A 24,519-nucleotide genomic window follows, 5' to 3' on the forward strand; every position below is an offset into this window, starting at 1 on the left:
TTTATTTTAGCAAGCCTAATTCTTTGACAGCATAAGCAATTCCATCCTCGTCTACAGGCTTTGTTACAAAATCCGCAACTTCTTTTAATTCAGGAACGGCATTCCCCATGGCAACGCCTGTTCCGACAAACTGAATCATTTGCAGATCATTTAATCCGTCACCGAAGGCATATGTATCGCTGATATCAAACGGAAGGCGCTCGATTACTTTTTTAATCCCCTCCGCCTTTGATCCGCCGCGCGGCACCACATCAGTCGAAAGCTCATGCCAACGCACAAGATCGAATTCTGGAAAAGCCCCATAAATTTTTTCTTCTTCATCCTGGCAAAACAGCAGAAGCTGAAAAATTTCTTTTCCTTCATAAAAGAGGTCATCGGTTTCAGGATAGTCGGTTTTCAGGCTGCCGATTCCCTCCAAGACATGAGGATGGTCAGCAACAGTCGCTTTCATTGTATCTTCAGCCATAAACACAACCGGGTGGCTTCCTTCTCCCGCCTGCTTTAACAATCTTCTGATTGCCTCTTCAGGCAGCGGATTCTTATAAATCACTTCATTTTCAAAGACGACATACTGACCGTTGTAGGAAATAAATGAGTGAATGCCTAACTCCTCTAAAATCGGCTTCACCAGAAACGGGGACCGCCCGCTGGCGATAAACACATGGTGCCCCTGCCTCTGAAGCTCCGCTACCGTTTTTCTTGTGCTTTCCGGTATCTTTTTGTCGTGATCATATATCGTGCCGTCAATATCGAAAAAAATTAATTTTGAGTCCATCGTTATTCCCCTTTATCGTCTAAATCTGCAATTCCCACACTCATCATACAAAAAGATTTCAGTTCAGCAAACTATTTCCCTCAAAAACAAAATAAAATTCCATTAATATCCACGGAAAGTCCGTGCTAAACTCCGTATACTATTTGTATAAAACAGCCTTGGACAAGTATCAATCGAAGGAGGGACCGCGGTATGCTTCGGAAATTAAAAAAGAAACTCAGAAGACAATGGAACGGAATGCTCCGCAGGAAAGCCATTGCCTGATAAGGGATCTGTCCCTTTTTGAAAGGTCCTTATTTTGCTCAAGACTTTCCTTATATTCCGTTTTCGAATATAATAGAATAAGCGAGTCTAACATACGGCATTTAAGGAGAGATTTGGATGATTTATAAGGTATTTTATCAAAAAAAAGCTGAGGAAGTACCTGTTCGGGAAAAAACAGATTCACTTTATATTGAAGGCGTATCAGAGCGTGACGTCAGAACGAAACTGAAAGACAAGAAATTTAATATTGAATTTATCACACCTGTTGACGGTGCTTTTTTAGAATATGAGCAACAGAGTGAAAATTTTAAAGTATTGGAGTTATGAGCGGTATGAAATTTGTAAAAAACGATCAGACTGCTGTTTTCGCCCTCGGAGGACTGGGTGAAATCGGTAAAAATACGTATGCAGTGCAGTTTCAGGATGAAATTGTGCTGATTGACGCGGGGATCAAGTTTCCCGAGGACGAACTGCTCGGTATTGATTACGTCATTCCCGATTACACGTATTTAGTTAAAAACGAAGATAAAATTAAAGGGCTTTTTATCACTCACGGGCACGAAGACCATATCGGCGGCATCCCGTACCTGCTTAGACAAGTCAATATTCCCGTTTACGGCGGTAAACTCGCGATCGGCTTACTTCGGAATAAACTTGAAGAGCACGGATTATTAAGACAGACTAAGCTTAACATCATCGGTGAGGATGATATCGTAAAATTTCGCAAAACGGCTGTGTCATTCTTTAGAACAACACACAGTATTCCGGATTCCTACGGTATTGTTGTAAAAACGCCGCCCGGAAACATCGTACATACTGGAGATTTCAAATTCGACTTTACTCCAGTCGGCGAGCCGGCAAACTTAACGAAAATGGCAGAAATCGGCAAAGAAGGCGTTCTGTGCCTCCTTTCAGACAGCACAAACAGTGAAAACCCCGAGTTCACTATGTCTGAACGCCGTGTCGGAGAAAGCATTCATGACATTTTCCGCAAGGTGGACGGCCGAGTTATCTTCGCTACATTTGCGTCGAATATTCACCGCTTGCAGCAGGTAATTGAGGCTGCTGTATTAAATGGAAGAAAAGTTGCCGTATTTGGACGCAGTATGGAATCGGCTATCGAAATCGGACAAACTCTCGGCTATATTAACTGTCCTAAAAATACGTTTATTGAACATAATGAAATCAATCGCATTCCTGCCAATAAAGTAACGATCCTGTGTACAGGTAGCCAAGGGGAACCGATGGCGGCTTTATCCAGAATTGCAAACGGCACACACCGGCAGATTTCAATCAATCCTGGAGATACAGTCGTATTTTCTTCATCCCCTATCCCAGGCAACACAATCAGCGTGAGCCGCACAATTAACCAGCTGTATCGTGCGGGGGCCGAGGTTATTCACGGACCTCTTAATGATATCCATACATCCGGTCACGGCGGACAGGAAGAACAAAAGCTGATGCTTCGTTTAATCAAGCCTAAATTCTTCATGCCGATTCACGGTGAGTACAGAATGCAAAAGATGCATGTCAAGCTTGCGACAGATTGCGGCATCCCTGAAGAAAACTGCTTTATCATGGATAACGGTGAAGTATTGGCGCTTAAAGGCGATGAAGCTTCAGTTGCCGGTAAAATCCCATCCGGTTCAGTATATATCGACGGTAGCGGTATCGGTGATATTGGAAATATCGTGCTTCGCGACCGCAGAATTCTTTCTGAAGAAGGTCTTGTGATCGTCGTTGTCAGCATAGATATGGATGACTTTAAGATTTCAGCGGGCCCTGACTTGATTTCCAGAGGGTTTGTTTACATGAGAGAATCAGGTGATTTGATCAATGACGCCCAGGAGCTCATTTCAAACCACTTGCAAAAAGTCATGGAACGAAAAACCACTCAATGGTCAGAAATCAAAAATGAGATCACGGATACGCTTGCTCCGTTCTTATATGAAAAAACGAAACGCCGCCCAATGATCCTTCCGATCATTATGGAGGTTTAAAAAAAAGATGCACTCACTTAGGAGTGCATCTTTTTTATTGCAGTGCTATATGCTGAAATGACTTTACATCAAACAACCCTGTTGTCGTCATTTTGATGTCAGGAATGACAGGCAAAGCCAAAAATGAAAGCGTCAAAAATGGGTTAAACCGGTCTTTGAAACCGATGAATGAGAGCTTTTCATGAAGCGTCATTAAGCTTTGATTCACCAATTCTGCAGATTGGTCGGATAATAACCCCGCAATCGGCAGAGCAACCGAGTGAAGTTCTTCCCCGTCCTTTATAACTGTTAATCCGCCGCCAATTTCCTGCAGCTTATTAACTGCGGCTGCGATATCGGTGTCATTTGTCCCCACGGCAATGATATTATGCGAATCGTGTGAAATCGTTGTTGCAATCGCCCCGCTTTTCAAACCAAATCCTTTCACAATACCAAGTCCCGTTTCTTTTAATCCCTTATGCCGTTCGACGACTGCAATCTTTAACAAGTCAAGATCGATGTCAGGCTGAAAAATGGATGCTTCCGGAGCCGGAACACTCACCAGGCGTGTTTCAAGCTGATTTGGTATGATTTGAATGACATTCATCTGCTGCTGGGGATCAATTGGCATATGAAAATCCTGTTCGGAAAGAGGAGCAGCAAGGTTAACGGAATGAAGCAGCGCCGGATCTGGTGTTAGCGTATGAGCTTGCGCCTGACAGACTGCTTTATTATCTTCAGCAACAGTTTGTCCTTTTACCAACGTCTTTGTGACAGTGACATTTTCCACATCTGAAATAAAGAGCAAATCGGCGTCAAATCCCGGAGCAACCGCTCCCTTTGTATCTAGTCCGTAGCATTCCGCTGCATTCAGGCTTCCTAATTGGTATGCCAAAAACGGATCGAGACCTGCTTGAATAGCCATTTTCACCTGATGATTCACACTTCCCTCTGACAATAAATCATCTACGTGTTTATCATCAGTACAGAAAAAGAAACGGCGCGCATTCTTTTCATTAACAGCCGGCAGCACTTTCATTGTGTTTTTGGCGACTGACCCTTCTCGCATCATGACGTACATTCCTCTTCTGATACGATCCAGCGCTTCTTCCTTCGTCGTTACCTCATGATCAGTCAAGACAAAAGCGGTTCTGTATATATTGATGAGATCAGTTGACAAGCCTGCTAAATGTCCGTCAATCCGTTTCCCCGCGCTCCGGGCATCAAACAGCTTATTAACCATGTCTGCTTCACCCTGCTCAACCGATACATAATCCATCACTTCAGCCAGACCCAATACCTCCTTCTCTTCGTAAAATGGCTTCAAATCGGCCGCCCGAAGTACCGCACCGGATCGCTCAAAGCTGGCGGCAGGCACACTGGAGGGAAGCATAAAATGGATATTCAGCGGTGTTTGGCGAGCCTGTTCAATCATAAATTTGATCCCTTCCTGACCGGACACGTTCGCTATTTCATGCGGATCGGTAATGATGGTCGTCACGCCATTCGGCAATACGGCTTTTGCAAACTCGATCGGTGTCACCATTGATGACTCAATATGTACATGACCATCAATAAATCCCGGCACAATGACTTGCCCCTCTGCATCAATGGTTTCTTCACCTTCATACTGGCCGAGGCCTACAATAACTCCGTCTGTTATCGCAATATCTTCATAAATCCACTCATGATTATATACGTCCATGATTTTCCCGTTCTTAATGACGATGTCAGCTTTTTGTCTGCGGGCTGAAGCATTCAGCCTTTTGACCAGCGCTTCTTTATTCAAATGGCCCCCTCCTCTTTTTTATTTATATGGTACAATATGCTATCGGAACGCTTATCCGTAGTCAATAAAATTTTAGTAAATTGGCGCTTAGTTCATTAAAGTTGTTATATTCTGATAATATGAAAAAACCGTCCCTAAGGACGGCTTATATTTCTTCTATTTCGTATGAAGAACTCTTTTCTCAAAACGTGAAATATCCGTAACCGATCCAATGACGATGAGAATATCTTCTTGATGTATCACTTCAGTCGCAAGCGGCGACACGATGACTTCCTTGCCCCTTTTAATCGCTACAATATTAATACCGTATTTCGCCCGTATATCTAAATCGAGAAGAGTGTTTCCGGCAAGACGGCTGTTGGCCACGATCTCGACGAGACTATGCTCTTCTGACAGCTCCAAATAATCAAGTACATTGTTGGAAACGATATTATGCGCAATTCTTTTTGCCATATCACGTTCCGGGTGGACAATGTGATCCGCGCCGATTTTGGACAGCACTTTTTCATGATAATCGTTCTGAGCCTTAACTGTAATCGTATTGACACCCAGTTCTTTGAGGATCAGAGTTGTTAATATACTCGCCTGAATATTTTCACCGATCGCAACAATGACGTGGTCAAAATTCCTCAAACCTAAATTTTTCAGAACAGATTCATCGGTCGAGTCTCCGATGACGGCATGTGATGCAATCTTGGCATACTCGTTGACTTTATCTTCATCAATATCCATCGCCATGACCTCGACGCCCTCTTCGCTCAATGCTTTGCATATACTTCCACCAAAACGGCCGAGTCCAATTACGGCAAATTCTTTTTTCATAGTGGTGCTCCTTTACCTAACATCATATTGATCAAATTTTAACATATTCTTTTGAGGCAGTGTTAATTTCATCAACCTTTTGGCAGCGAATTCATATGCTGCTTAAGCCGTTCAGTAAAGCCCGGGGTCAAATAAAGCTCCGCTCCCCGTTCAATCTCGATTTGATAATGCTGAGGAGGTGCTGTTTCTGCTTCTTTTCGGAGGACGAGAAAGGTTAAACAATCGGTATAGAGCTTTCCCCCTGCTTCAACGTCTACAAATGCCGGCCGATAGGTAAGAGATTCAACCCCTTCCCTTTTATACAAATAGGCGACAGCTGAAAAAGGAAGACGATATAACACCCCTTCTGTCGTGCCTCCGTCTTCAGTGATATCCGCTCTTGAGCCGTCTGGTCTTTTTAACGTAAAGCGGGTTGTATACCCTTTTAATACAGCTCCTCCCACTGGATCTTGAAAATAATGATCAACCCCTGCTTTTTGAAAACGGGCATTGTCCATACAAGATCCGTAGGCAAAATAGTACACGGGATCTTTAGATTTGCTGATCATCTGATGTTCTTTCCAGTCACCGCTGCCTATTTTCACAAAGTCAGCATTATCATCTTTTTTCATATAATATACAAGTGCTTCCTTGATTCCAGCATCAGTTTCGACATGTACAGATTTCTTGTGGTAGCCTTGATACAAAAGATCAAGCTTATGTATACACGATGCATCTGCTTCATATATCTCACCGCAAATATAGCCATCAGCCCCAAACACGGCCGCAGGTTCCTCGGCTGCCGTATTAAAAAGACTTCCCTTTGTCCGCGCCTGCTCACTGATACAAGCCGACTGTGATAACAAATGATGATTTTTTTCATGCTTCCTTAAGGTCCCATATACAAACAGAAGCGAGTTCATCTTGTTTTTCCCCTCTCAGCTGTCAGATTTCAAAGGCAAAACAACTTGAAAGATGCTGCCTTTTCCAGCTTCACTTTCAATCTTCAATTCCCCGTTATGTTCCTTTAATATTCTCAAACAAATGGCGAGCCCCAGCCCTGTGCCTTTCTCCTTTGTTGAATAAAAAGGTTTTCCGATTTGCTCAAGCTTTTCCTGTGACATGCCGTTCCCTTCATCTTTTACGCTTATTACGGCGTGTGAAGCTGTTTTAGCAGTGGAAATCGTTACGACACCGCCCTTTGGCATTGCTTCGATTCCATTTTTAATAATATTGATAAAAACCTGCTTCAGCTGGTTTTCGTCCCCTTTAATCATACAGGCTTCCGTCTCACCAAAATTCTTTTCAATAGCAATATTGGACAATATGGCATTCGTATCAAGCAATGTCGTGACTTGTTTCAAAATTTCATTGATTGGTTGCGTTTTAAATGTAATTTCCTGCGGCTTCGCAAGCAGCAGCAGCTCGCCGAGCACCAGATCAATTCTTTTAATCTCTGAAAAGATGATATCAAAATAATCTTTTCTATCCGGATATGATGTTTTCATAATTTGAAGGAATCCGCTGACGGACGTTAAAGGATTTCTGACTTCATGTGCAATGCCGGCAGCCAGTTCACTCGTGATTGACAGTTTCTGCGACTCCCTCGCAAGCCGTTCATTAATTTCCAGAAGCTCATCTTCAGCCTCTTTTCGCTCAGTGATGTCTGACATTGTACCCAGGCTTCCGGTAAATTGCTCATCTCGGTCATAGTAAAGTTTATAGTGAACCTCGCCCCAAAAAATCGTCCCGTTCTTTGTCACATATTTTGCCGTAAACATCCCCGAGGACGCTTTGTTTTTGATTTGAGTGTTAATGTGATCAGCTACATGCTTTTCTTTTATGAAGTAATCATTATACATTGTCCCCATACATTCACTGATCGAAAAACCTGTGATGGCTGCCCACGCTTGATTTAAGTATGTAATTTCGCCTTTTGCATTTGTTTGAAAAACGATCTCCTGTAAATTATCCATGATGCGGTTCTTCTCATCAGAAAGCTGTTTATACTTCCATTCATTATCTTTCATTTTCTTGACCAGCTGTTTTTTCTCATCGACATAATACGCCAGCATCCAGACACTGAAAATCGTTACTGCTGTATACACAATGTCAACAGGCCAATTAATCGGGTTTTTGCCTATAAAATAAAATAAATAATCCCAAAACATAATAAAAATCATTGCCAAAATAATGGAAATGATACGTGCTTGATATTTTCTCATATGACCACCTGCCGCTTGTGTTTCTCTGTTTATTGTACCATTCTTCGACAAATAATTGAGTAAAATATGTAAAGTATCCCAAATCATTCATTACCTTTTGTTCATGATGTCATATCTTAGGCGGCGGTAATCAGAAATCGGCACGCAAAAAAAGGCGGAGATTACACCATTCCGCCTTTTTCAACATATATTATTCTTTTAAAGCGGCTTGAATTTCTTCGAGAAGCAGCTGTGCGCCTTCAGGGCTTAACGTAATTTTACCGTTGCCGTATTCTTTATTTTCTGAAGTGATTTCCCCAGTCATTAAACAAATGCCATGAGGTTTGTACTTTTTCAAAATAATTTTATCGCCCTCGACAAAAAACTCAATGCTGTCTTTAATAGCAATATCCAGTGCCCGTCTTAACTCTATCGGCATAACAATACGGCCTAATTCATCTACTTTTCTTACAACACCTATTGATTTCATAAAAACCCTTCTTCCTTAAATGTTTCTTTTTTCATGTAATATTCAAGGTTGTCCCTCAATATATCGTAGACGTACGAAACTTAGAAAAAGTTTCCCGCTTTCTTGAAGAATCGCAAGATATTTTTTCCATAAAACCGAAAAATGTATTACTTCTGTTACACCCTTCCGCAGTTTTTTACAAAAACATTTCTTTCCCGACGCACACCCCCAAAAATCGCTTCTTTTCTTAGAAACTTTAAATGTAGAATCATATAAAATCAGGATAAAGATTGGGTGAAAACATGTTTCAATCAACTGAAATTGGAATTGACTTAGGAACAGCTAATATACTTGTTTACAGCAAAAATAAAGGAATCATCTTAAATGAACCTTCTGTTGTCGCAGTAGATACAACGACTAAAGCAGTGCTTGCGATCGGGACTGACGCGAAAAATATGATCGGTAAAACACCGGGAAAAATTGTCGCTGTCAGACCGATGAAGGACGGCGTTATCGCTGACTACGATATGACAACTGATTTGTTAAAGCACATCATGAAAAAAGCCGGAAAGAGCATCGGCATGTCGTTCAGAAAGCCGAATGTCGTTGTATGCACACCATCAGGCTCAACTGCAGTGGAACGCCGCGCCATCAGTGACGCGGTGAAAAATTGCGGAGCGAAAAACGTCCATTTAATTGAAGAACCGGTGGCAGCTGCAATCGGAGCGGATTTGCCGGTTGACGAGCCGGTTGCTAACGTGGTGGTAGATATCGGCGGAGGGACGACGGAAGTCGCGATTATTTCCTTTGGAGGCGTTGTCTCCTGCCATTCAATCAGAATCGGCGGAGACCAGCTTGATGAGGATATCGTTGCTTTTGTGCGGAAAAAGTACAATTTGCTGATCGGTGAACGTACAGCTGAGCAGGTTAAAATGGAAATTGGCCATGCATTGATTGAGCATGTGCCGGATGCAATGGAAATTCGCGGACGTGACCTTGTGACGGGGCTACCGAAAACCATTATGCTTCAATCAAATGAAATTCAAAACGCGATGCGTGAATCTCTCCTTCATATTCTTGAAGCGATTAGAGCCACACTTGAGGACTGTCCTCCTGAATTAAGCGGAGACATTGTCGATCGCGGCGTAATTTTAACAGGCGGCGGGGCGCTTCTTAACGGGATCAAAGAATGGCTGTCAGAAGAAATCGTTGTACCTGTACACGTGGCGCCAAACCCGCTTGAATCCGTGGCAATCGGCACCGGCCGTTCTTTAGAGGTGATTGATAAGCTCCAAAAAGCGGTTAAATAATCCTTTTCTCGCAAAATCTCAGAAAGTAATTGAAATTCCTGCTTCTTTTTTCCTCTCTCGCTTCATATTGTGGGAAATGGAGAAACGATAAGGAGGAAACAGATGCTTAGAGATTTAGGAAGACGGGTAGCGATTGCAGCCATTTTGAGCGGAATCATTCTTGGAGGCATGAGCATTTCACTGGCAAACATGCCTCATGCGCCTGAAGGTACTGTAAAAATGAATCATCCATAAGTATTGAAAAGCCCAAAACCATTTTGTTTTGGGTTTTTCTCTTTGCACTCCTTTCTTTTCTTTATAGGAGATTATTTGATATGATGAGAAAAAAGCACGAGGAGGAAAGATTGATGGATACATTTTCAGAGAAACTAAATACATATGCCCAGCTGGCGGTTGAGGCCGGCGTTAATGTCCAAAAAGGCCAGTATGTGGTGGTAAATGCTTCGACGGAGGTACGCGATTTCGTCCGTCTGATTGTAAAACATGCATATGAAAAAGGCGCAAAAAATGTAACAGTGAACTGGCAGGATGACGAAGTGGCCAAATTAAAATATGAACTGGCGCCGTTTGAAGCCTTTGAAGAGTATCCTGAATGGGAAGCGAAAGGCAGAGAAGAGCTTGCCAAGAAAGGAGCTGCTTTCATTTCAGTTGTATCCTCAAACCCAGATTTACTGCAAGGTGTAGATTCCAAACGGATTGCCGCCTTCCAAAAAGCTGCAGGCAAAGCGTTACATACATACAGACAATACATTCAATCTGATAAAGTGAGCTGGACTGTCGTCGGTGCTGCATCAGCAGGTTGGGCTCAGAAAGTATTCCCTGGCAAATCAGAAGAGGAAGCGACACAGCTCCTGTGGGAAGAAATTTTTAAAGCCACACGCGTAAACGAAGAAAATCCGGTTCAAGCGTGGATCAATCATGATCAAAACCTTCATGAAAAAGTTGATCATTTGAACCAAAAACATTATGCCGCTTTACATTACCAAGCAGAAGGAACTGATTTAACAATCAAGCTGCCGAAAAAACACGTTTGGGCAGGTGCCGGAAGCGTAAATGAAAGCGGACATGAATTTATGGCCAATATGCCGACAGAAGAAGTATTCACACTGCCGCAAAAAGACGGGGTAGACGGGTTTGTATCGAGCACAAAACCGCTCAGCTACGGCGGGAACATTATCGAAAACTTCACGCTCACATTCAAAAACGGCCGTATTGTTGACATTAAAGCCGAAAAAGGAGAAGACATTTTAAAAGAATTGGTCGAAACAGATGAAGGCTCTCACTATCTTGGTGAGGTAGCTCTTGTCCCGTACGATTCGGCTATTTCACAGTCAAATATTCTTTTTTACAACACTTTATTTGATGAAAATGCGTCAAATCATCTGGCGATCGGCAGTGCCTATGCTTTTAATATTGAGGGCGGAAAACAGATGTCTCGCGAAGAGCTTGTCAAAGAAGGCTTAAATGAAAGCATTACCCACGTAGACTTTATGGTTGGTTCTAAGGATATGAACATTGATGGAATTACTGAAGACGGAAAAAGAGAACCTATCTTTAGAAATGGAAATTGGGCTTTTTAAATAAAGAAGGAGGCTTTCGCCTCCTTCTTATTTTTTTGCTTCATACATTTGCAGATTGGCATAAACTGTTTCTAATATTGGTGTTGAAAGAGACAAACGCTTTGCTTTATCAAGCAAAAAGCCGTGCAGATGATCTCCTTCAGTCGTTTGGCCATTTTCCATATCACGAAGCATGGAGGATTTCATATGATAAGACATGCTTGTCATTGTGCGGAAGCTGTCTTCTTCAAGTTCTGGATCAGCCGGAACTCCTTCCTTGCGCAAGATCATGCCGATTTCCCCAATGAGTGTTCGCGCAGTGTGCCGGCCGCTCTCTGTTTCAAGGATTGGTCCAAGCGGTCTTTGAAATAAGGTTGTCATTCCTGCTTGTGCTGCAATAAACAGATATTTTTTCCAGATGTCTTTCTCAATATGCCCGCTAATGATGACCTCTGCCTTCACTCCTGCAAATGCTTCCTCAAGCTCTTTTATCCGTTCCGTACGCTCACCGTTCCATTCACCGAACACAAAACGATGCGACGCACTTGTATGGTTGATTTCTCCCAGATTGTTTAAAGCACTTTCTATGAAGCACAGCCCGCCCAGCACCTGATCTTTCGAAAATGCCGTAAACAGCTGCTCGTAGTGGCGATAACCGTTTAAGAAAGGAATAATGACTGATTCGCTGTGGACAAAAGGTTTGACATCGCTAATCACCTGATCGAGTGAATATGCTTTAGAAGCGATGATGATTACATCAAACTGTTCTTTTTCTCCTGCAGTGATTACTGCGGGCTGAAAGGACACGTCACCCTTTTCACTATGAATAACTAGTCCCGTTTGTTTTAACTGTTCAGCTCTTTTTTGGCGGACAAGAAACGTCACCGCATTCCCTTTCTCTGCAAGCCGTCCGCCAATATAACCGCCTACTCCACCTGCTCCGACAATTAAAAATTTCAAGTTAATGTCCCCTTTCTTCTCTATGTAAAAAAAAGCAGAGAATTCTCTGCTTTTTTTATTACGCGTATAGTTCAGCCAGTTTTTTCTGCACATCAGCATTTTCAAGGAACTCGTCATAGCTCATTTGCTTGTCAACAATGCCATTAGGTGTAATCTCTATGATTCTGTTGGCAATCGTCTGTACAAACTGGTGGTCATGTGATGTAAACAGCATTGCGCCTTTAAAGCTGATTAAGCCATTATTGAGCGCTGTAATAGATTCTAGGTCTAAGTGGTTGGTCGGTTCATCCAAAATTAAAATATTGGCGCCAGAAAGCATTGCTTTCGAAAGCATGCAGCGAACCTTTTCTCCCCCGGATAAAACATTTGCTTTTTTGTGTACTTCTTCACCGGAAAACAGCATGCGTCCTAAGAAGCCGCGTAAAAAGCTCTCACTTTGGTCATGAGGAGAATATTGGCGAAGCCAGTCTACAAGATTTAAATCACTGCCTTCAAAATATTCGCTGTTGTCTTTAGGGAAGTACGCTTGAGATGTCGTCACGCCCCATTTAAATGTTCCGCTGTCAGCTTCCATTTCCCCGGAAATGATTTTGAACAAAGTAGTAACAGCCAATTCATTACGTCCTGTAAAAGCAATTTTATCTTCTCTATTCATAATAAAGCTGACATTGTCGAGAACTTTTACACCGTCAATTGTTTTCGTTAATCCTTCTACCCGGAGAACATCATTACCGATTTCTCGTTCCGGTGTGAAGTTGACGTAAGGATAACGGCGTGAAGACGGTTTAATATCATCAAGAGAAATTTTATCAAGAAGTTTCTTTCTTGAAGTCGCCTGTTTTGATTTAGACGCATTTGCGCTGAATCTGGCCACAAACTCTTGAAGCTGTTTAATTTGCTCTTCTTTTTTCTTGTTCGCTTCTTGAGAAAGCTTCAAAGCAAGCTGGCTTGATTCATACCAGAAATCATAGTTCCCAACGTAGATTTGGATTTTGTTAAAATCAAGGTCAGCAATATGTGTACACACTTTATTTAAAAAGTGACGGTCATGGGATACAACAATCACAGTGTTTTCAAAGTTAATCAGAAACTCTTCCAGCCACTGAATTGCCTGAAGGTCTAAGTGGTTCGTCGGCTCATCAAGAAGCAGAACATCGGGCTTGCCGAATAATGCCTGAGCCAAGAGAACTTTCACTTTTTCGGAACCGCCAAGGTCTTCCATCTTCTTCGTGTGAAGATCTTCTGAGATGCCGAGACCTTTTAGAAGGATCGCAGCTTCACTTTCTGCTTCCCATCCGTTCAGCTCTGCAAATTCACCTTCGAGCTCTGCCGCACGAATTCCGTCTTCATCCGAGAAATCAGGCTTCATGTAAATTGCGTCTTTCTCCTGCATGACCTCGTATAAACGCTTATGTCCCATAATCACAACTTTTAGCACTTCATACTCTTCGTACTCAAAGTGGTTCTGTTTCAGGATGGCAAGACGCTCGCCAGGACTCATATGAACATCGCCTGTCTGAGGCTCAATTTCTCCTGATAACACTTTCAGAAACGTTGATTTACCAGCACCATTGGCACCAATTAACCCGTAGCAGTTGCCTGGGGTAAATTTAATATTTACATCTTCAAATAACTTGCGATCCGCAAAGCGCAAGCTCACATTATTTACAGCAATCATTTAATATCCTCCATCATGTCTATCATCATTAAAAGTATACCATGAATGGAAGACAAGAGAAATGCTTCCCTGATAAAAGCAGGCAGAAACACTTCTACACTAAAAGGGAAAAGCTGTGGTACAATTGAAGGCAAAGAGGATGCATCCAGATGGAAAATCATACATTCTTACTCGGAGGAACACATTGAGGCTTTTAACACTGACTGAATATTGCTTATTGATCTTTTTTACAGGCTTTTATCTTGCCGTAACTGGCTTTACCGCCAAAGATATCGGCTTATATATCGGGATCGCCCTGATTTATATCTTCTCACATATCTTCTCTAAACGGTTATTAGAAAAACGCGGCAAAGAGAACAAGCAAGTGCATCTTTTCTTCAGTGTGCTGGCCATTATCGGTTCAGTATTTGTCACTGTATTATGCATTGCATTAGTCGCTTCTTTTTCCAATTAAAAAACGCCTGCTGTCCAAAGGCCAGCAAGGCGTTTTTATTTGGTTTGGCGCATTTCATTAAACGGGAAAAATACAAACTTCGACGTACCCACAATCCGATCTTCCGCAATCAGTCCTAGGCCATTTCTGCTGTCCATGGAGTTTAGCCGGTTATCCCCCATGACGAAATATTTGCCTTTCGGTACTTTCACCGGGCCAAAGTCGCCTGTAAGACTGACACCAAGCTTTTCTGCCTCTTTTTTGTTTTTAGACAAATAAGGCTCGGCAACTTTTTTTCCGTTTATATAAAGCGTGTCATCCTTCATTTCCACGGTTTCTCCAGGCTTACCGATCAACCGTTTGACGTAATGGATTTTTGAAGTCTCACCATTGATAATGACGATATCTCCCCGCTCCAGGTCACCGATATAGTGTACCGTTTTATTGACAAACAGTCTTTCGCCGTCATGTAAAGTGGGGTACATAGATGAACCTTCGACTAAATACGGTTCAAATAGGAAGTGGCGGATAATGAGTGCCAGCAGGACAGCAATGACAATTGCTTTTCCCCATTCCCAATACGTATTGGTTTTTTTCTTCCCCGCTTTTTCAGTTTTTGTTTGATTTTCTTCGGTCAAAGTGTTTCCTCCTAGACGATTGCTATGTCAGTTGTTTCCCTTCTTTTACTTTATCATAATTTATTATAAAATACATAACTTAACCGCGCTGCCGCGAGAAGATAGAGAAAAAGCGTCCTTTAGTAACAGGACGCTTTTTTCCTTATTTTTCAGTTACAGGTTTTTTTACGATACCTAGGATAATCGCCATAACCACAGCACCAATTACAATACTTAATAAGTAAAGGAGCGGATGGTTTGTAATAAAGGCTACGAATATGCCCCCGTGAGGTGCAGGAAGGGTTACACGGAAGAATTCAGTTAATCCGCCGGCAACCGCTGCACCGACCACAGCCGCTGGAATTACGCGAAGCGGATCAGCCGCAGCAAACGGGATTGCGCCTTCTGTTACGAATGCCGCACCCATGAAGTAGCATGTAATACCTGCTTCACGGTCACGCTGAGAGAACTTGTTTCTGAAAATTGTTGTTGCAAGTGCGATACCTAGCGGAGGAACCATACCGCCGGCCATGATCGCTGCATGAGGCGCATAGTTGCCTGCATCAATCATCGCGATACCGAACGTGAAGGCTGCTTTATTAAGCGGACCGCCCATGTCGATCGCCATCATACCGCCTAAAATAATACCCATTAACACCAAGTTTCCAGTACCAAGGCTTTGAAGCCAGTCTGTTAAGAAATTCATGAATGCTGCTACAGGTGTATTGATTACAAATTGCATTAATACGCCAGTGATAAAAATACCAAACAGCGGATAAATCAATACAGGCTTCAATCCATCAAGTGACTGAGGGATAAACACAAATACTTTTTTCAATAAAATCACGACATAACCAGCAAGGAATCCGGCAATCAAACCGCCTAAGAATCCAGCATTCGCTTGAGTGGCCATAAACCCGCCGACCATACCAGGAGCAAATCCCGGACGATCTGCAATACTCATTGCGATAAAGCCGGCCAGAACTGCAACAATCAGTTTTAATGCATTGTCGCCGCCGATAAAGTTCAATGCTGCAGCAAACGTATTGTAGCTAGGATCATTCGGATCTGAAGAATGGATACCCCAGAAGAATGAAATTGCAACGAGTATACCGCCGCCCACTACGAATGGAAGCATGTTGCTGACACCGCTCATAAGGTGCTTATAAAACGCGTTTCCAATGCCGCCAGATTTGGCTTTTGGTTCATTTTCATCACTTTGAGCAGAAGAACCGCTGCCGCTGCCTTGATAAATCGGTGCGTCTTGATTCACCGCTTTTTCGATAAGCTCTTGCGGACGTCTGATACCTGCCGTTACTGGAACCTGAAGCACGCGTTTGCCTTTAAAGCGCTCCATTTCAACCTGCTTGTCCGCTGCGACAATGATTGCAGGTGCATCTTCAATTTCTTGAGCAGTTAACTTGTGCTTAATACCGCTTGAACCATTTGTTTCAACCTTAATCTCAACACCAAGCTCTTTCGCTTTTTCTTTAAGGGCATCCGCTGCCATGAAAGTATGGGCAATACCTGTCGGACAAGCTGTAACCGCTAGGATTTTACCTTTTCCGGCTGGTGCTGGTGCCGTTTCTTCTTCTTCTTCCTCTTCGTCATCATCTTTATCATGCTGATTGATAATGTCAATAATCGCGTCTTCTGATTCAGCTTCAAGCAGCTGTTTGCGAATTTCTTCACGCATTAACAGCGTAGACAGTCTTGACAGTGCTTCAAGGTGAGTGTTGTTTGCACCTTCAGTCGCTGCAATCATGAAGACCAAGTGTGCCGGCTGGCCGTCTAGTGATTCATAATCGACACCGTCTTTTGAACGCCCAAACGCAATCGCCGGGTTGATAACGCTTGCCGTTTTCGCATGCGGAATAGCGATTCCTTCACCGATACCCGTTGAACTTTGGCTTTCACGATTTAAAATGGCTTCTTTGTAGGCTTGTCTGTCATTTAATTTTCCAGCCTTATCAAGAACTGTGACCATTTCGTCAATAACGTTTTCTTTTTCTTTGCTTTCAATATTAAGCTTTATCGTATGCTTCGTTAAAAGCTCAGTTATTTTCACTTTTGTTTCCTCCTCTATAGACGTGTGACCTTAACTTCAGGAAGAAGCTGCTGGACAAATTCTTCTGTACCAAGTTCCTCAGAAAACGCGGTAGCGCTGCCTGATGTAACTCCTAAGCGGAATGCCTCTTCAAGCGGCAGCTGCTTGGAAACACCGGCAAGAAAACCTGCAACGACAGAATCTCCTGCTCCGACTGAGTTTACCAATTTCCCCTTTGGTACGTTTGCAAAGTAAACGGCATCCTTCGTAAACAGAAGCGCTCCGTCACCGGCCATGGATACGATTACATGCTCAGCGCCTTGTTCTACAAGCTTTTTCCCATAAGGAACAGCTTCTTCAACAGATGAAATCGTCGTTCCGAACATTTCACCAAGCTCGTGATGGTTTGGCTTCATCAAAAACGGTTTCATTTCTGTTGCTTTCATAAGCGCTTCGCCAGAGATATCTAACACAACACGCGCGTTCTGCTGTTTGCAAGCCTCTGCGATTTTTTCATAGGTATCTTGAGGCAGTGAAGATGGAATGCTTCCAGCAAGAACGACAATATCCCCCTCTTGCAAAGATGTAAACTGTTCTAAAAAGGCATTGAAATCTTCGTCTGAAATCGTTGGTCCCTGACCGTTAATTTCCGTTTCATCACCAGTTTTCAATTTCACATTGATGCGGGTATCTTCTTTTACTTCAGAAAAAGCTGTTTCCAGGTTTTCTTCGCGCAAAAATGTTTTGATATATTCTCCGGTAAATCCGCCGATAAATCCGAGCGCTTTTGACTGAACATGATGTCTTTTCAGCAGTCTCGATACGTTGATGCCTTTTCCCCCTGGATACTTTGTATCGTATGCGGAACGGTTCAGGCCTCCTACAGTAAAATCTTCAACGTGAACAATATAATCGACAGATGGATTAAGTGTTACAGTATAAATCATGGTTTCACTACCTTTACGACAGTTTTTTCTTGGTAATTATCGAATGTAAGCTCTTCAGCGTCAGTCGTAATGATTGTTGCGTCGCCTATGCCGGCAAATGCCGAAAATGAAATTTCTCCAAATTTCGAAGGGTCCGCTAAGACGTAAGCGTGTTTTGCCTGTTTGACAGCCTTCGTTTTCAAAAGGGCTTCATCAGGGTCAGGCGTTGTGAAGCCGGCCTCTGTATGCACACCGTTTGCCCCCAGAAAACTCTTATCGAATCTGTACTGATCCATGGCAATCAGTGAAGCGCCTCCGATAACCGCACCCGTTCTGTGCTTTACATATCCTCCAAGCAGATAAAAAGATATTTCTTTCCTTATCAATGCGTCGATGTGCATAACCCCGTTCGTGACCACAACGATATCTTTGCTTTTATCCATAAAATCAATCATGTGCAAAGTCGTCGTGCCCGCATCAAGATAAATGCAATCCCCTTCCTCCAAAAGTGAAGCGGCTTTTTCAGCAATCTTCAATTTGTCTTGAAGGTTTTTGGATGATTTTTCAAGCATATCAGGTTCAAGTCTGATATCGGAAAGCTTGGCAGCTCCCCCGTGAACACGCTTTAAAAAACCGCGTTCTTCAAGCGTCGATAAATCTCTTCTGATTGTAGATTCAGAAGCATTTGTAAGATTTATAAGCTCTTGAATCTTTACCACATCACGCTTTTCTATTTGATCAATAATCAACTGATATCTTTCAGGAGTTAGCATGCTTCACCTCCTAATGAAAACGTATTCATTTTGAATACAATTTCATTGTAAACGCTTTTTTTACAATAGGCAACTAAAATCATTCAAATTCATTCAATAACTATCAAAATCTTTCACGTTTCTCCATATTAACGTATGTATATAGGGTTTGTAAACTGTAAATTCGACAAAAATAAGGACAATTGTATGACTTTTTCTTCTTATCTTAATGTAAAAAGTCTTTTATATTCATAGTAAAAAGCACCAAACATAAAAAAACCTCATGCATATGCATGAGGTTACTCGTAACGCAGCGCTTCAATCGGATCGAGCTTGGCAGCTTTATTTGCAGGAAGCATTCCAAAGACAACGCCAATAAGCATACTGAACAGCACGCCTCCGCATACGACCTGCCAGGATACTAATGACGGCCAGCCGGCAATGGCAGAAACCAGCGCGGCCCCTCCGTATCCGATCCCGATCCCAATCAGTCCGCCGATAAGCGTTAATACGACTGATTCGATTAAAAACTGGGTCAGAATTTGTCCTCTCGTTGCTCCGAGAGACTTCCGAATCCCAATTTCCCGCGTTCGTTCTGTCACTGACACGAGCATAATATTCATGACACCGATTCCGCCGACTAAAAGCGAAATGCCTGCAATTGAGCCGATAATCGTGGTCATGATTGTTGTGATCTTTCCAATTCCTGCTGCAATCTCTTCCATGTTCATGACTTGATATGAATCCTCAGTGCCATGATGGTCATTCACCAGCTGTGCCGCTTCTTTTCCGATAGATTTTATATCATCAGCCGATTCGACCTGCAATGACACATTACTGAAGTCACTTGTACCGAAAGACGATTTCATCATATTAAACGGCACATACATTTCACTTAGTCCGAAAGACAGCAAACCTGTTTCCTTCTTCAGCACACCGATAATTTCCACAGGCTGTCCGTTTACCCAGACAACTTCACCGAGAGGAGAGGATTTATCAAACAGCTCTTCTGCCATTTTTTGCGATATAATGCCCGCCCTTTTTCCCGCAAGAAAGTCATTATCAGTAAAGGTTCTCCCGCTTTCTATTTCTAAGGAATTGACATTCATATATCCGTCGTTGATTCCGTTAATGGTTACATCGGTTTCTTCCTCATGATAACGCGCCTTCATGCTTTCAGAAGTCGATGCAACCACTTGTTTTATCCCTTCTATATCTTTTAATCCGCTAATATCGTTTTCTGTGAAAGTTGACTCCGTTACGGCGTTCGGATTGCTTGCAAGCTCTTCGTCACTCGGCATGTAGTATAGTTCCACCGTATTCCCCGGACCGCTGATGGACTGCTTAAGCATTTGCTCGCCGCCCTGCCCTACAGCAACGACGACAATAACAGAGCCAACACCAATTATGATTCCGAGCATCGTTAAAATGGAACGCATTTTATGTGCAAGAACAGAGCTCAAAGCCATTCTGACGTTTTCTAACAGACTCATTCCCCCACGCTCCTTTGTCCGGAGCCGGGAGGAACAATTTCTCCGTCTCGCACCATGATGACCCGGTTCGTGCAATCTGCAACTTCCGGCTCGTGGGTGACAAGTACAATCGTAGTTCCCTCGTCGTTTAACGCTGTAAATTGGTCCATAATCGCTGCACTTGTTTTCGTATCCAACGCGCCAGTCGGTTCATCCGCCAAAATTAATTTTGGTTCATTGACGATTGCCCTCGCAATAGCCACACGCTGCTTTTGACCGCCGGATAACTCATTCGGCATATGAAGCATTCGATCGGCTAATCCGACCTTTTCTAAAGCTCTTTCGGCTCTCTCTTGGCGTTCTTTTTTTCCAATGCCGGAATAAATCATCGGCAGCTCGACATTTTTTTTAGCGTTCAGCCGCGGGAGAAGCTGGAATTGCTGAAAGACAAAACCGATGGATTTGTTGCGGACTGCGGCCAATTCTTTGTCTTTATAAGATGAGATGTCTTCACCGTCCAGCTTATATATACCGGAAGTCGGACGGTCTAGACAGCCGATAATATTCATAATCGTTGATTTTCCCGATCCTGACGGCCCCATGATCGAAACGTATTCCCCTTGATTGATGTTCAAATCAATCGAATGAAGAACATCAAACGTTTCTCTGCCGATCTGGTAGCTTTTTCGCACATTTGAAAGCTGAATCATTTATGCTTTCACTTCCGTTCCGTCAGCCAAATCATCAGCAGGATTTAAAATGACCTGATCATCCTTAGAAATTCCTTCTTTTATTTCCGTTACATCATCTGTTACTTCCCCGATTTTGACGTCGACTCGCTTGGCTTTACCGTCCTTTACTGTATACACATAATATTGATCATCTTCTTTTTTAACTGCCTTAGAAGGAAGCGTATTGGTTTTCCGCTTATCCGTTTCTATATTCATAATGAATTTAAAACCTGGCTTTCCTTCAGGAAGATCACCTTTTATTTTGACTTGAAGCGGGTATTGTACCGCCTGATCTGTGCCAGCGGCTGCCGCGGCGTTATCCTGCTGATCCGGCACTAGTCCGACAGCTGAAACTGTACCTTTCCATGTTTTATCCTGAATGACATCTGAAGTGAGTGTGACCTTTTGGCCTTTTTTGACTTTAAGTGTATCGTATTCAGACAATTTTCCTGCAACGACAAGATCTTTAGGATTGCCGATATGTATAACGGGCTCTTGAATATCTGACTTTTTTGATGCCGCTTCCTGGTTGACAGAAATCACAGTGCCTTCAATCTCGCTTTTCACTTGAAGATCTGACACTTGATTGGCAAGCGACTGCCGCTGAAGTTCAGTTTGCTTTAATTCAATTTGAGCCGTTTTTTCCTGCATTTCAAGCTCTGTGCGCTCAGAGTCAACTTGTTTTTCTGCTTCTTTCTTTCCAAGCTGTTTTGTCAGTTCTTTTTCTTTACTGTCCAACGCTTGTAGCTTTTCTTGAATCTGATCGATTTGCAGCCGGTTCGATTCAGAGGTCAATTGATTCTGTTCTTTTTCCAGACTAAGCTGCTCATTCGTATAAGTGACTAACGGCGTACCCTTTTTAACTTTGTCGCCTTCCTTTACTTTAATGTCGTTCAAAGTTCCTTTATCGGCTTCATAAAACACATATTGTTCATTTGAAAATTTAAGTGTGCCTGGAACCATAACCGTTGACGATATCTTTTTTTCTTCTAGACTGCCCGTCTCCACCTTCTGGCCGGCGCTGCCGCTTGTCGGAGCGGCAGACCGGTAAATATTAATTCCTATAAAAAGAGCGACTAATGCTGCAATCCCAATTCCAATCCAGACTTTTTTCATCTATTTATGCACCTGCCACAGAGTTTATCGCCCCTGAAACAAACGAAAATGCGACCAAAAGGACGAAAAGAATAATAACGGATATCCACCCTGCTTTTTTGGAGATGCCTCCCGTTTTGTGAAGACCGATCGCTAATAATACATAGCTCCAAATGCTGAAGATTTCAAATGTATTTAATACATTGGCTAAAGGCATGTCTGAAGGAATAATTCCCGCAAGTGACGTCATGCTGTAAAGTGAACTTGTGTCAGTTGTAAAAGCAACAATTCCGTTGATCAATAATCCTAAGCTGCTGATTAAGGAGACAAACAGACCGAGAGAAAGCATTTTCTTATACGTCGTTACGCCTCCTGATATTTTCACACAGAGCCAATAAATGAGAGGTGCAATAAATAAAGCTGCAATTCCGCCGAGAATCGAACCTGCCATTGCTCCAAACTTGGTAATAGTGGCGACAGTTGAAATCTGCTCAGGCGATAAACCTTCAGTATCCGTCGCTTTAAGAAGCTCGCTATAATCCGTTCCGAGACCCTGCAATACAGCACCAACTATGATGATTGCCGCAACAATCAAGAGCGGGCCCCATACAACCGGCCTTTCTCTTATTCTCTCAAATTGAGTTCCAGGACTTGTGATCACTCCAAAAAGGGATGGCTTTTCAGTTGACACTCCGCCGTTTTTTTCTACATTTGCTTCCATATATAAAACCTCCTTGAACATATCTAGCTGATAATACGAAAGGATCTAAAAAAAGTTTCATATTTTTTAAAAAAATATCCAAATCATTCAAAAGGCCTTCAGACTTTCAAACTGAAGGCTTTTATTCGGCAGCTATGCTGTATTGCGCTTTCACCAGTCCTGCATAAATACCTCCTTTCGCAAGCAGCTGTTCGTGGCTGCCCTCTTCCATTTTCCTGCCGTGATCAAGAACGATGATATGGTCGGCGTCGCGGATCGTGGACAATCTATGGGCAATCATGACGGCTGTACGGCCTTTCAGCAAAGTTTTTAAAGCCTGCTGGATTTTGACCTCTGTCTCTGTATCAATGCTTGCCGTGGCTTCGTCAAGAATGATAATAGCAGGATCTGCGAGCAGCGCTCTTGCGAAGGAAATGAGCTGGCGCTGACCGGCGGATAGTACGCTGCCCCTTTCTTCCACTTCTGTTTCGTATCCTTCTGCTAAACCAGATATAAACTCATCCGCTCCGACTGCTTGAGCAGCTTTTATCACTTCTTCGTCTGACGCATCCGGCCTTCCGAAACGAATATTTTCCATAATCGTTCCCGAGAAAATAAACGTATCTTGAAGCACAATACTGATTTGAGAGCGTAAACTGGCAATGGCCAGGTCTTTTATCGGAGTGCCGTCTATTTTAATGGTTCCTCCTGTTGCATCATAAAATCGGCTGATTAAATTGGCAATCGTTGTTTTCCCGCTCCCTGTGTGTCCGACAAGTGCAAGTGTCGAGCCTGCAGGAATAGAAAAGGAAACGGCATGAAGTGCCTTTCGTTTTTCATCATAAGAAAATTCAACCTCTTCAAAGCTGATATGGCCTTTAATATTTTTCTTGTGAATGGCATCCCGCTTTTCCTTGACGTTCGGCTGTTCGTCTAAAAACTCGAAAATCCGCTCTGACGAGGCCATCCCCATTAACAATTGGTTATAAACCTGGCCTAGTCTTGAAATAGGCTCCCAAAACATGCCTAAATAGAAGGCGAAAGATACGAAGACACCTATTGTAATAGTTTGGTTCATGATGAGTGTGGCGCCATACCATATTAATACAGCCGTTCCTATCGCATTTGTCATTTCTACCAGCGGACGGAACACAGCATTTTTTCTTGTTGCTTCCCGCCATGATTGATAGTTCTCCTGATTGACTCCGTCAAAATACGCCATGTTTTCTTGTTCCTGCGTGAAAGCCTGCGTTACGCGGATACCTTGTATGCTTTCGTTTAAATGGGAGTTCAGCTTTGATTGCTTCAGACGCACCGTTTGCCATGAACGGCGGATTTTTTTTCTGAGACTTGTTGAAATAAAAAACATAATCGGCAGAGTCACCATGATGGCTATGGTCAGTTCAGGACTCAGCGTGAATAAAATGATGACGACTCCCGCCAAAAGCAATAAATCTGTTAATAAGTTAATCACGCCGCTTGTGAAAAGCTCCTGAAGGGAGTTAATGTCATTCATAATTCTGACGAGAATAGACCCTGCCGATCTCTGATCAAAAAATCGGTGGGACAAGCGCTGCACATGGGTAAATAAATGCTGGCGCAAATCGTAAATGACATGCTGGCCAAGCTGGTTCATCCATCTGATCCTTAGCATATTGGCTGCATAATTAACAGCGTATAAAACGCTGATCAAAATAATCAGCTGCATCAGCAATTCCGAATTCTTTGCTGTAATGGCTTGATCGAGAACATAAACACCGATCAGAATAGGAATGACAAGCTTCACAGCAGTCCCAATCAAAACGGTGAGAAAAGAAAGCGGCAGAATTGTTTTTCGGTATGGTTTGACATAGCTTAACAGCCGCCACATTTGAGCCCAGTTAAACGGTTTTTCAATGATTTCATCTGAAGAATAATAGAAACGCTCCAAAATCCCCTGTTTTTTTGCTTGTTTCATA

23 protein-coding genes are annotated in these 24,519 nt (G+C 42.8%); 6 read left to right on the plus strand and 17 right to left on the minus strand.

Going from position 1 to position 24,519, the window contains the following annotated elements; all coding sequences use genetic code 11:
• Position 1: 1 nt before the first annotated feature.
• Positions 2–775 (minus strand): Cof-type HAD-IIB family hydrolase, encoded by a 774-nt coding sequence (locus H7F27_RS13100; protein WP_185847996.1) that lies wholly within the window; start codon positions 773–775, stop codon positions 2–4.
• Positions 776–1,156: 381 nt separating this feature from the next.
• Here H7F27_RS13100 and rnpZA point away from each other — a divergent pair, with 381 nt between their 5' ends.
• Both rnpZA and rnjA read left to right on the plus strand, forming a co-directional pair.
• Positions 1,157–1,366 carry an RNA polymerase subunit omega 1 gene (rnpZA, locus tag H7F27_RS13105; RefSeq protein WP_010334097.1) on the plus strand — a complete coding sequence of 70 codons (210 nt, stop codon included), beginning with the start codon at positions 1,157–1,159 and terminating at the stop codon, positions 1,364–1,366.
• A gap of 5 nt (positions 1,367–1,371) precedes the next feature.
• The gene (gene rnjA, locus H7F27_RS13110; RefSeq protein WP_010334096.1) at positions 1,372–3,039 is read left to right on the plus strand and encodes a ribonuclease J1; all 1,668 of its coding nucleotides are present in this window, start codon (positions 1,372–1,374) and stop codon (positions 3,037–3,039) included.
• Positions 3,040–3,073: 34 nt separating this feature from the next.
• Here the strand turns inward: rnjA and ade are convergent, their stop codons facing one another.
• The 5 genes from ade to abhA form a co-directional block, all read right to left on the minus strand.
• Positions 3,074–4,807: an adenine deaminase gene (gene ade, locus H7F27_RS13115; RefSeq protein ID WP_185847997.1), complete on the minus strand. Its 1,734-nt coding sequence runs from the start codon at positions 4,805–4,807 to the stop codon at positions 3,074–3,076.
• 156 nt (positions 4,808–4,963) lie between these two features.
• Positions 4,964–5,629 (minus strand): Ktr system potassium transporter KtrC, encoded by a 666-nt coding sequence (ktrC, locus tag H7F27_RS13120; RefSeq protein WP_010334094.1) that lies wholly within the window; start codon positions 5,627–5,629, stop codon positions 4,964–4,966.
• Positions 5,630–5,700: 71 nt separating this feature from the next.
• Positions 5,701–6,531 (minus strand): gamma-glutamylcyclotransferase family protein, encoded by an 831-nt coding sequence (locus H7F27_RS13125; RefSeq protein WP_185847998.1) that lies wholly within the window; start codon positions 6,529–6,531, stop codon positions 5,701–5,703.
• Between the two features lie 15 nt (positions 6,532–6,546).
• Positions 6,547–7,833 (minus strand): two-component sensor histidine kinase KinC, encoded by a 1,287-nt coding sequence (kinC, locus tag H7F27_RS13130; protein WP_185847999.1) that lies wholly within the window; start codon positions 7,831–7,833, stop codon positions 6,547–6,549.
• A gap of 190 nt (positions 7,834–8,023) precedes the next feature.
• Positions 8,024–8,302: a transcriptional regulator AbhA gene (abhA, locus tag H7F27_RS13135; RefSeq protein WP_024121253.1), complete on the minus strand. Its 279-nt coding sequence runs from the start codon at positions 8,300–8,302 to the stop codon at positions 8,024–8,026.
• A gap of 281 nt (positions 8,303–8,583) precedes the next feature.
• Here abhA and mreBH point away from each other — a divergent pair, with 281 nt between their 5' ends.
• From mreBH to H7F27_RS13150, 3 genes are all read left to right on the plus strand, one after another.
• Positions 8,584–9,591 carry a cell shape-determining protein MreBH gene (mreBH, locus tag H7F27_RS13140; RefSeq protein ID WP_024121252.1) on the plus strand — a complete coding sequence of 336 codons (1,008 nt, stop codon included), beginning with the start codon at positions 8,584–8,586 and terminating at the stop codon, positions 9,589–9,591.
• A gap of 102 nt (positions 9,592–9,693) precedes the next feature.
• Positions 9,694–9,825 (plus strand): protein YkpC, encoded by a 132-nt coding sequence (locus tag H7F27_RS13145; protein ID WP_024121251.1) that lies wholly within the window; start codon positions 9,694–9,696, stop codon positions 9,823–9,825.
• 113 nt (positions 9,826–9,938) lie between these two features.
• The gene (locus H7F27_RS13150; protein WP_185848000.1) at positions 9,939–11,171 is read left to right on the plus strand and encodes an aminopeptidase; all 1,233 of its coding nucleotides are present in this window, start codon (positions 9,939–9,941) and stop codon (positions 11,169–11,171) included.
• Positions 11,172–11,198: 27 nt separating this feature from the next.
• Here H7F27_RS13150 and H7F27_RS13155 read toward each other — a convergent pair whose 3' ends face one another.
• Complete coding sequence (locus H7F27_RS13155) at positions 11,199–12,110, minus strand: ketopantoate reductase family protein (RefSeq protein ID WP_024121249.1); 912 nt, start codon at positions 12,108–12,110, stop codon at positions 11,199–11,201.
• 58 nt (positions 12,111–12,168) lie between these two features.
• Positions 12,169–13,788, minus strand: coding sequence for an ABC-F family ATP-binding cassette domain-containing protein (locus tag H7F27_RS13160; RefSeq protein ID WP_024121248.1), 1,620 nt, complete (start codon positions 13,786–13,788; stop codon positions 12,169–12,171).
• 184 nt (positions 13,789–13,972) lie between these two features.
• Here H7F27_RS13160 and H7F27_RS13165 point away from each other — a divergent pair, with 184 nt between their 5' ends.
• Positions 13,973–14,242 (plus strand): hypothetical protein, encoded by a 270-nt coding sequence (locus H7F27_RS13165; protein ID WP_010334087.1) that lies wholly within the window; start codon positions 13,973–13,975, stop codon positions 14,240–14,242.
• A gap of 35 nt (positions 14,243–14,277) precedes the next feature.
• Here H7F27_RS13165 and sipT read toward each other — a convergent pair whose 3' ends face one another.
• The 9 genes from sipT to H7F27_RS13210 form a co-directional block, all read right to left on the minus strand.
• Positions 14,278–14,859 (minus strand): signal peptidase I sipT, encoded by a 582-nt coding sequence (gene sipT / locus H7F27_RS13170; RefSeq protein ID WP_044156035.1) that lies wholly within the window; start codon positions 14,857–14,859, stop codon positions 14,278–14,280.
• Between the two features lie 142 nt (positions 14,860–15,001).
• Positions 15,002–16,906 carry a PTS fructose transporter subunit IIABC gene (locus tag H7F27_RS13175; RefSeq protein WP_101860677.1) on the minus strand — a complete coding sequence of 635 codons (1,905 nt, stop codon included), beginning with the start codon at positions 16,904–16,906 and terminating at the stop codon, positions 15,002–15,004.
• 14 nt (positions 16,907–16,920) lie between these two features.
• On the minus strand, positions 16,921–17,832 hold the full coding sequence (gene pfkB / locus H7F27_RS13180) for a 1-phosphofructokinase (protein WP_101860676.1): 912 nt from the start codon (positions 17,830–17,832) through the stop codon (positions 16,921–16,923).
• Positions 17,829–18,584, minus strand: coding sequence for a DeoR/GlpR family DNA-binding transcription regulator (locus tag H7F27_RS13185; protein ID WP_024121244.1), 756 nt, complete (start codon positions 18,582–18,584; stop codon positions 17,829–17,831). The genes pfkB and H7F27_RS13185 overlap by 4 nt, the downstream gene beginning before the upstream one ends.
• Before the next feature lie 278 nt (positions 18,585–18,862).
• Complete coding sequence (gene skiZ / locus H7F27_RS13190; RefSeq protein ID WP_059352849.1) at positions 18,863–20,056, minus strand: sporulation-delaying-protein transporter subunit SkiZ; 1,194 nt, start codon at positions 20,054–20,056, stop codon at positions 18,863–18,865.
• Positions 20,053–20,745, minus strand: a complete 693-nt coding sequence (gene yknY, locus H7F27_RS13195; protein ID WP_101860675.1) for an ABC transporter ATP-binding protein YknY — start codon at positions 20,743–20,745, stop codon at positions 20,053–20,055. Before yknY ends, skiZ begins: the two co-directional genes overlap by 4 nt.
• On the minus strand, positions 20,746–21,882 hold the full coding sequence (locus tag H7F27_RS13200; protein WP_101860674.1) for an efflux RND transporter periplasmic adaptor subunit: 1,137 nt from the start codon (positions 21,880–21,882) through the stop codon (positions 20,746–20,748).
• Positions 21,883–21,886: 4 nt separating this feature from the next.
• The gene (gene yknW, locus H7F27_RS13205; RefSeq protein ID WP_024121240.1) at positions 21,887–22,582 is read right to left on the minus strand and encodes a YknW family membrane protein; all 696 of its coding nucleotides are present in this window, start codon (positions 22,580–22,582) and stop codon (positions 21,887–21,889) included.
• A gap of 121 nt (positions 22,583–22,703) precedes the next feature.
• A complete protein-coding gene (locus H7F27_RS13210) occupies positions 22,704–24,518 on the minus strand; it encodes an ABC transporter ATP-binding protein (protein WP_101860673.1) in 1,815 nt (604 codons plus the stop codon).
• Position 24,519: the final 1 nt, after the last annotated feature.

The organism is Bacillus sp. PAMC26543 (genome assembly GCF_014250375.1).
In the GTDB taxonomy this organism is placed as follows: Bacteria; Bacillota; Bacilli; order Bacillales; family Bacillaceae; genus Bacillus; species Bacillus halotolerans.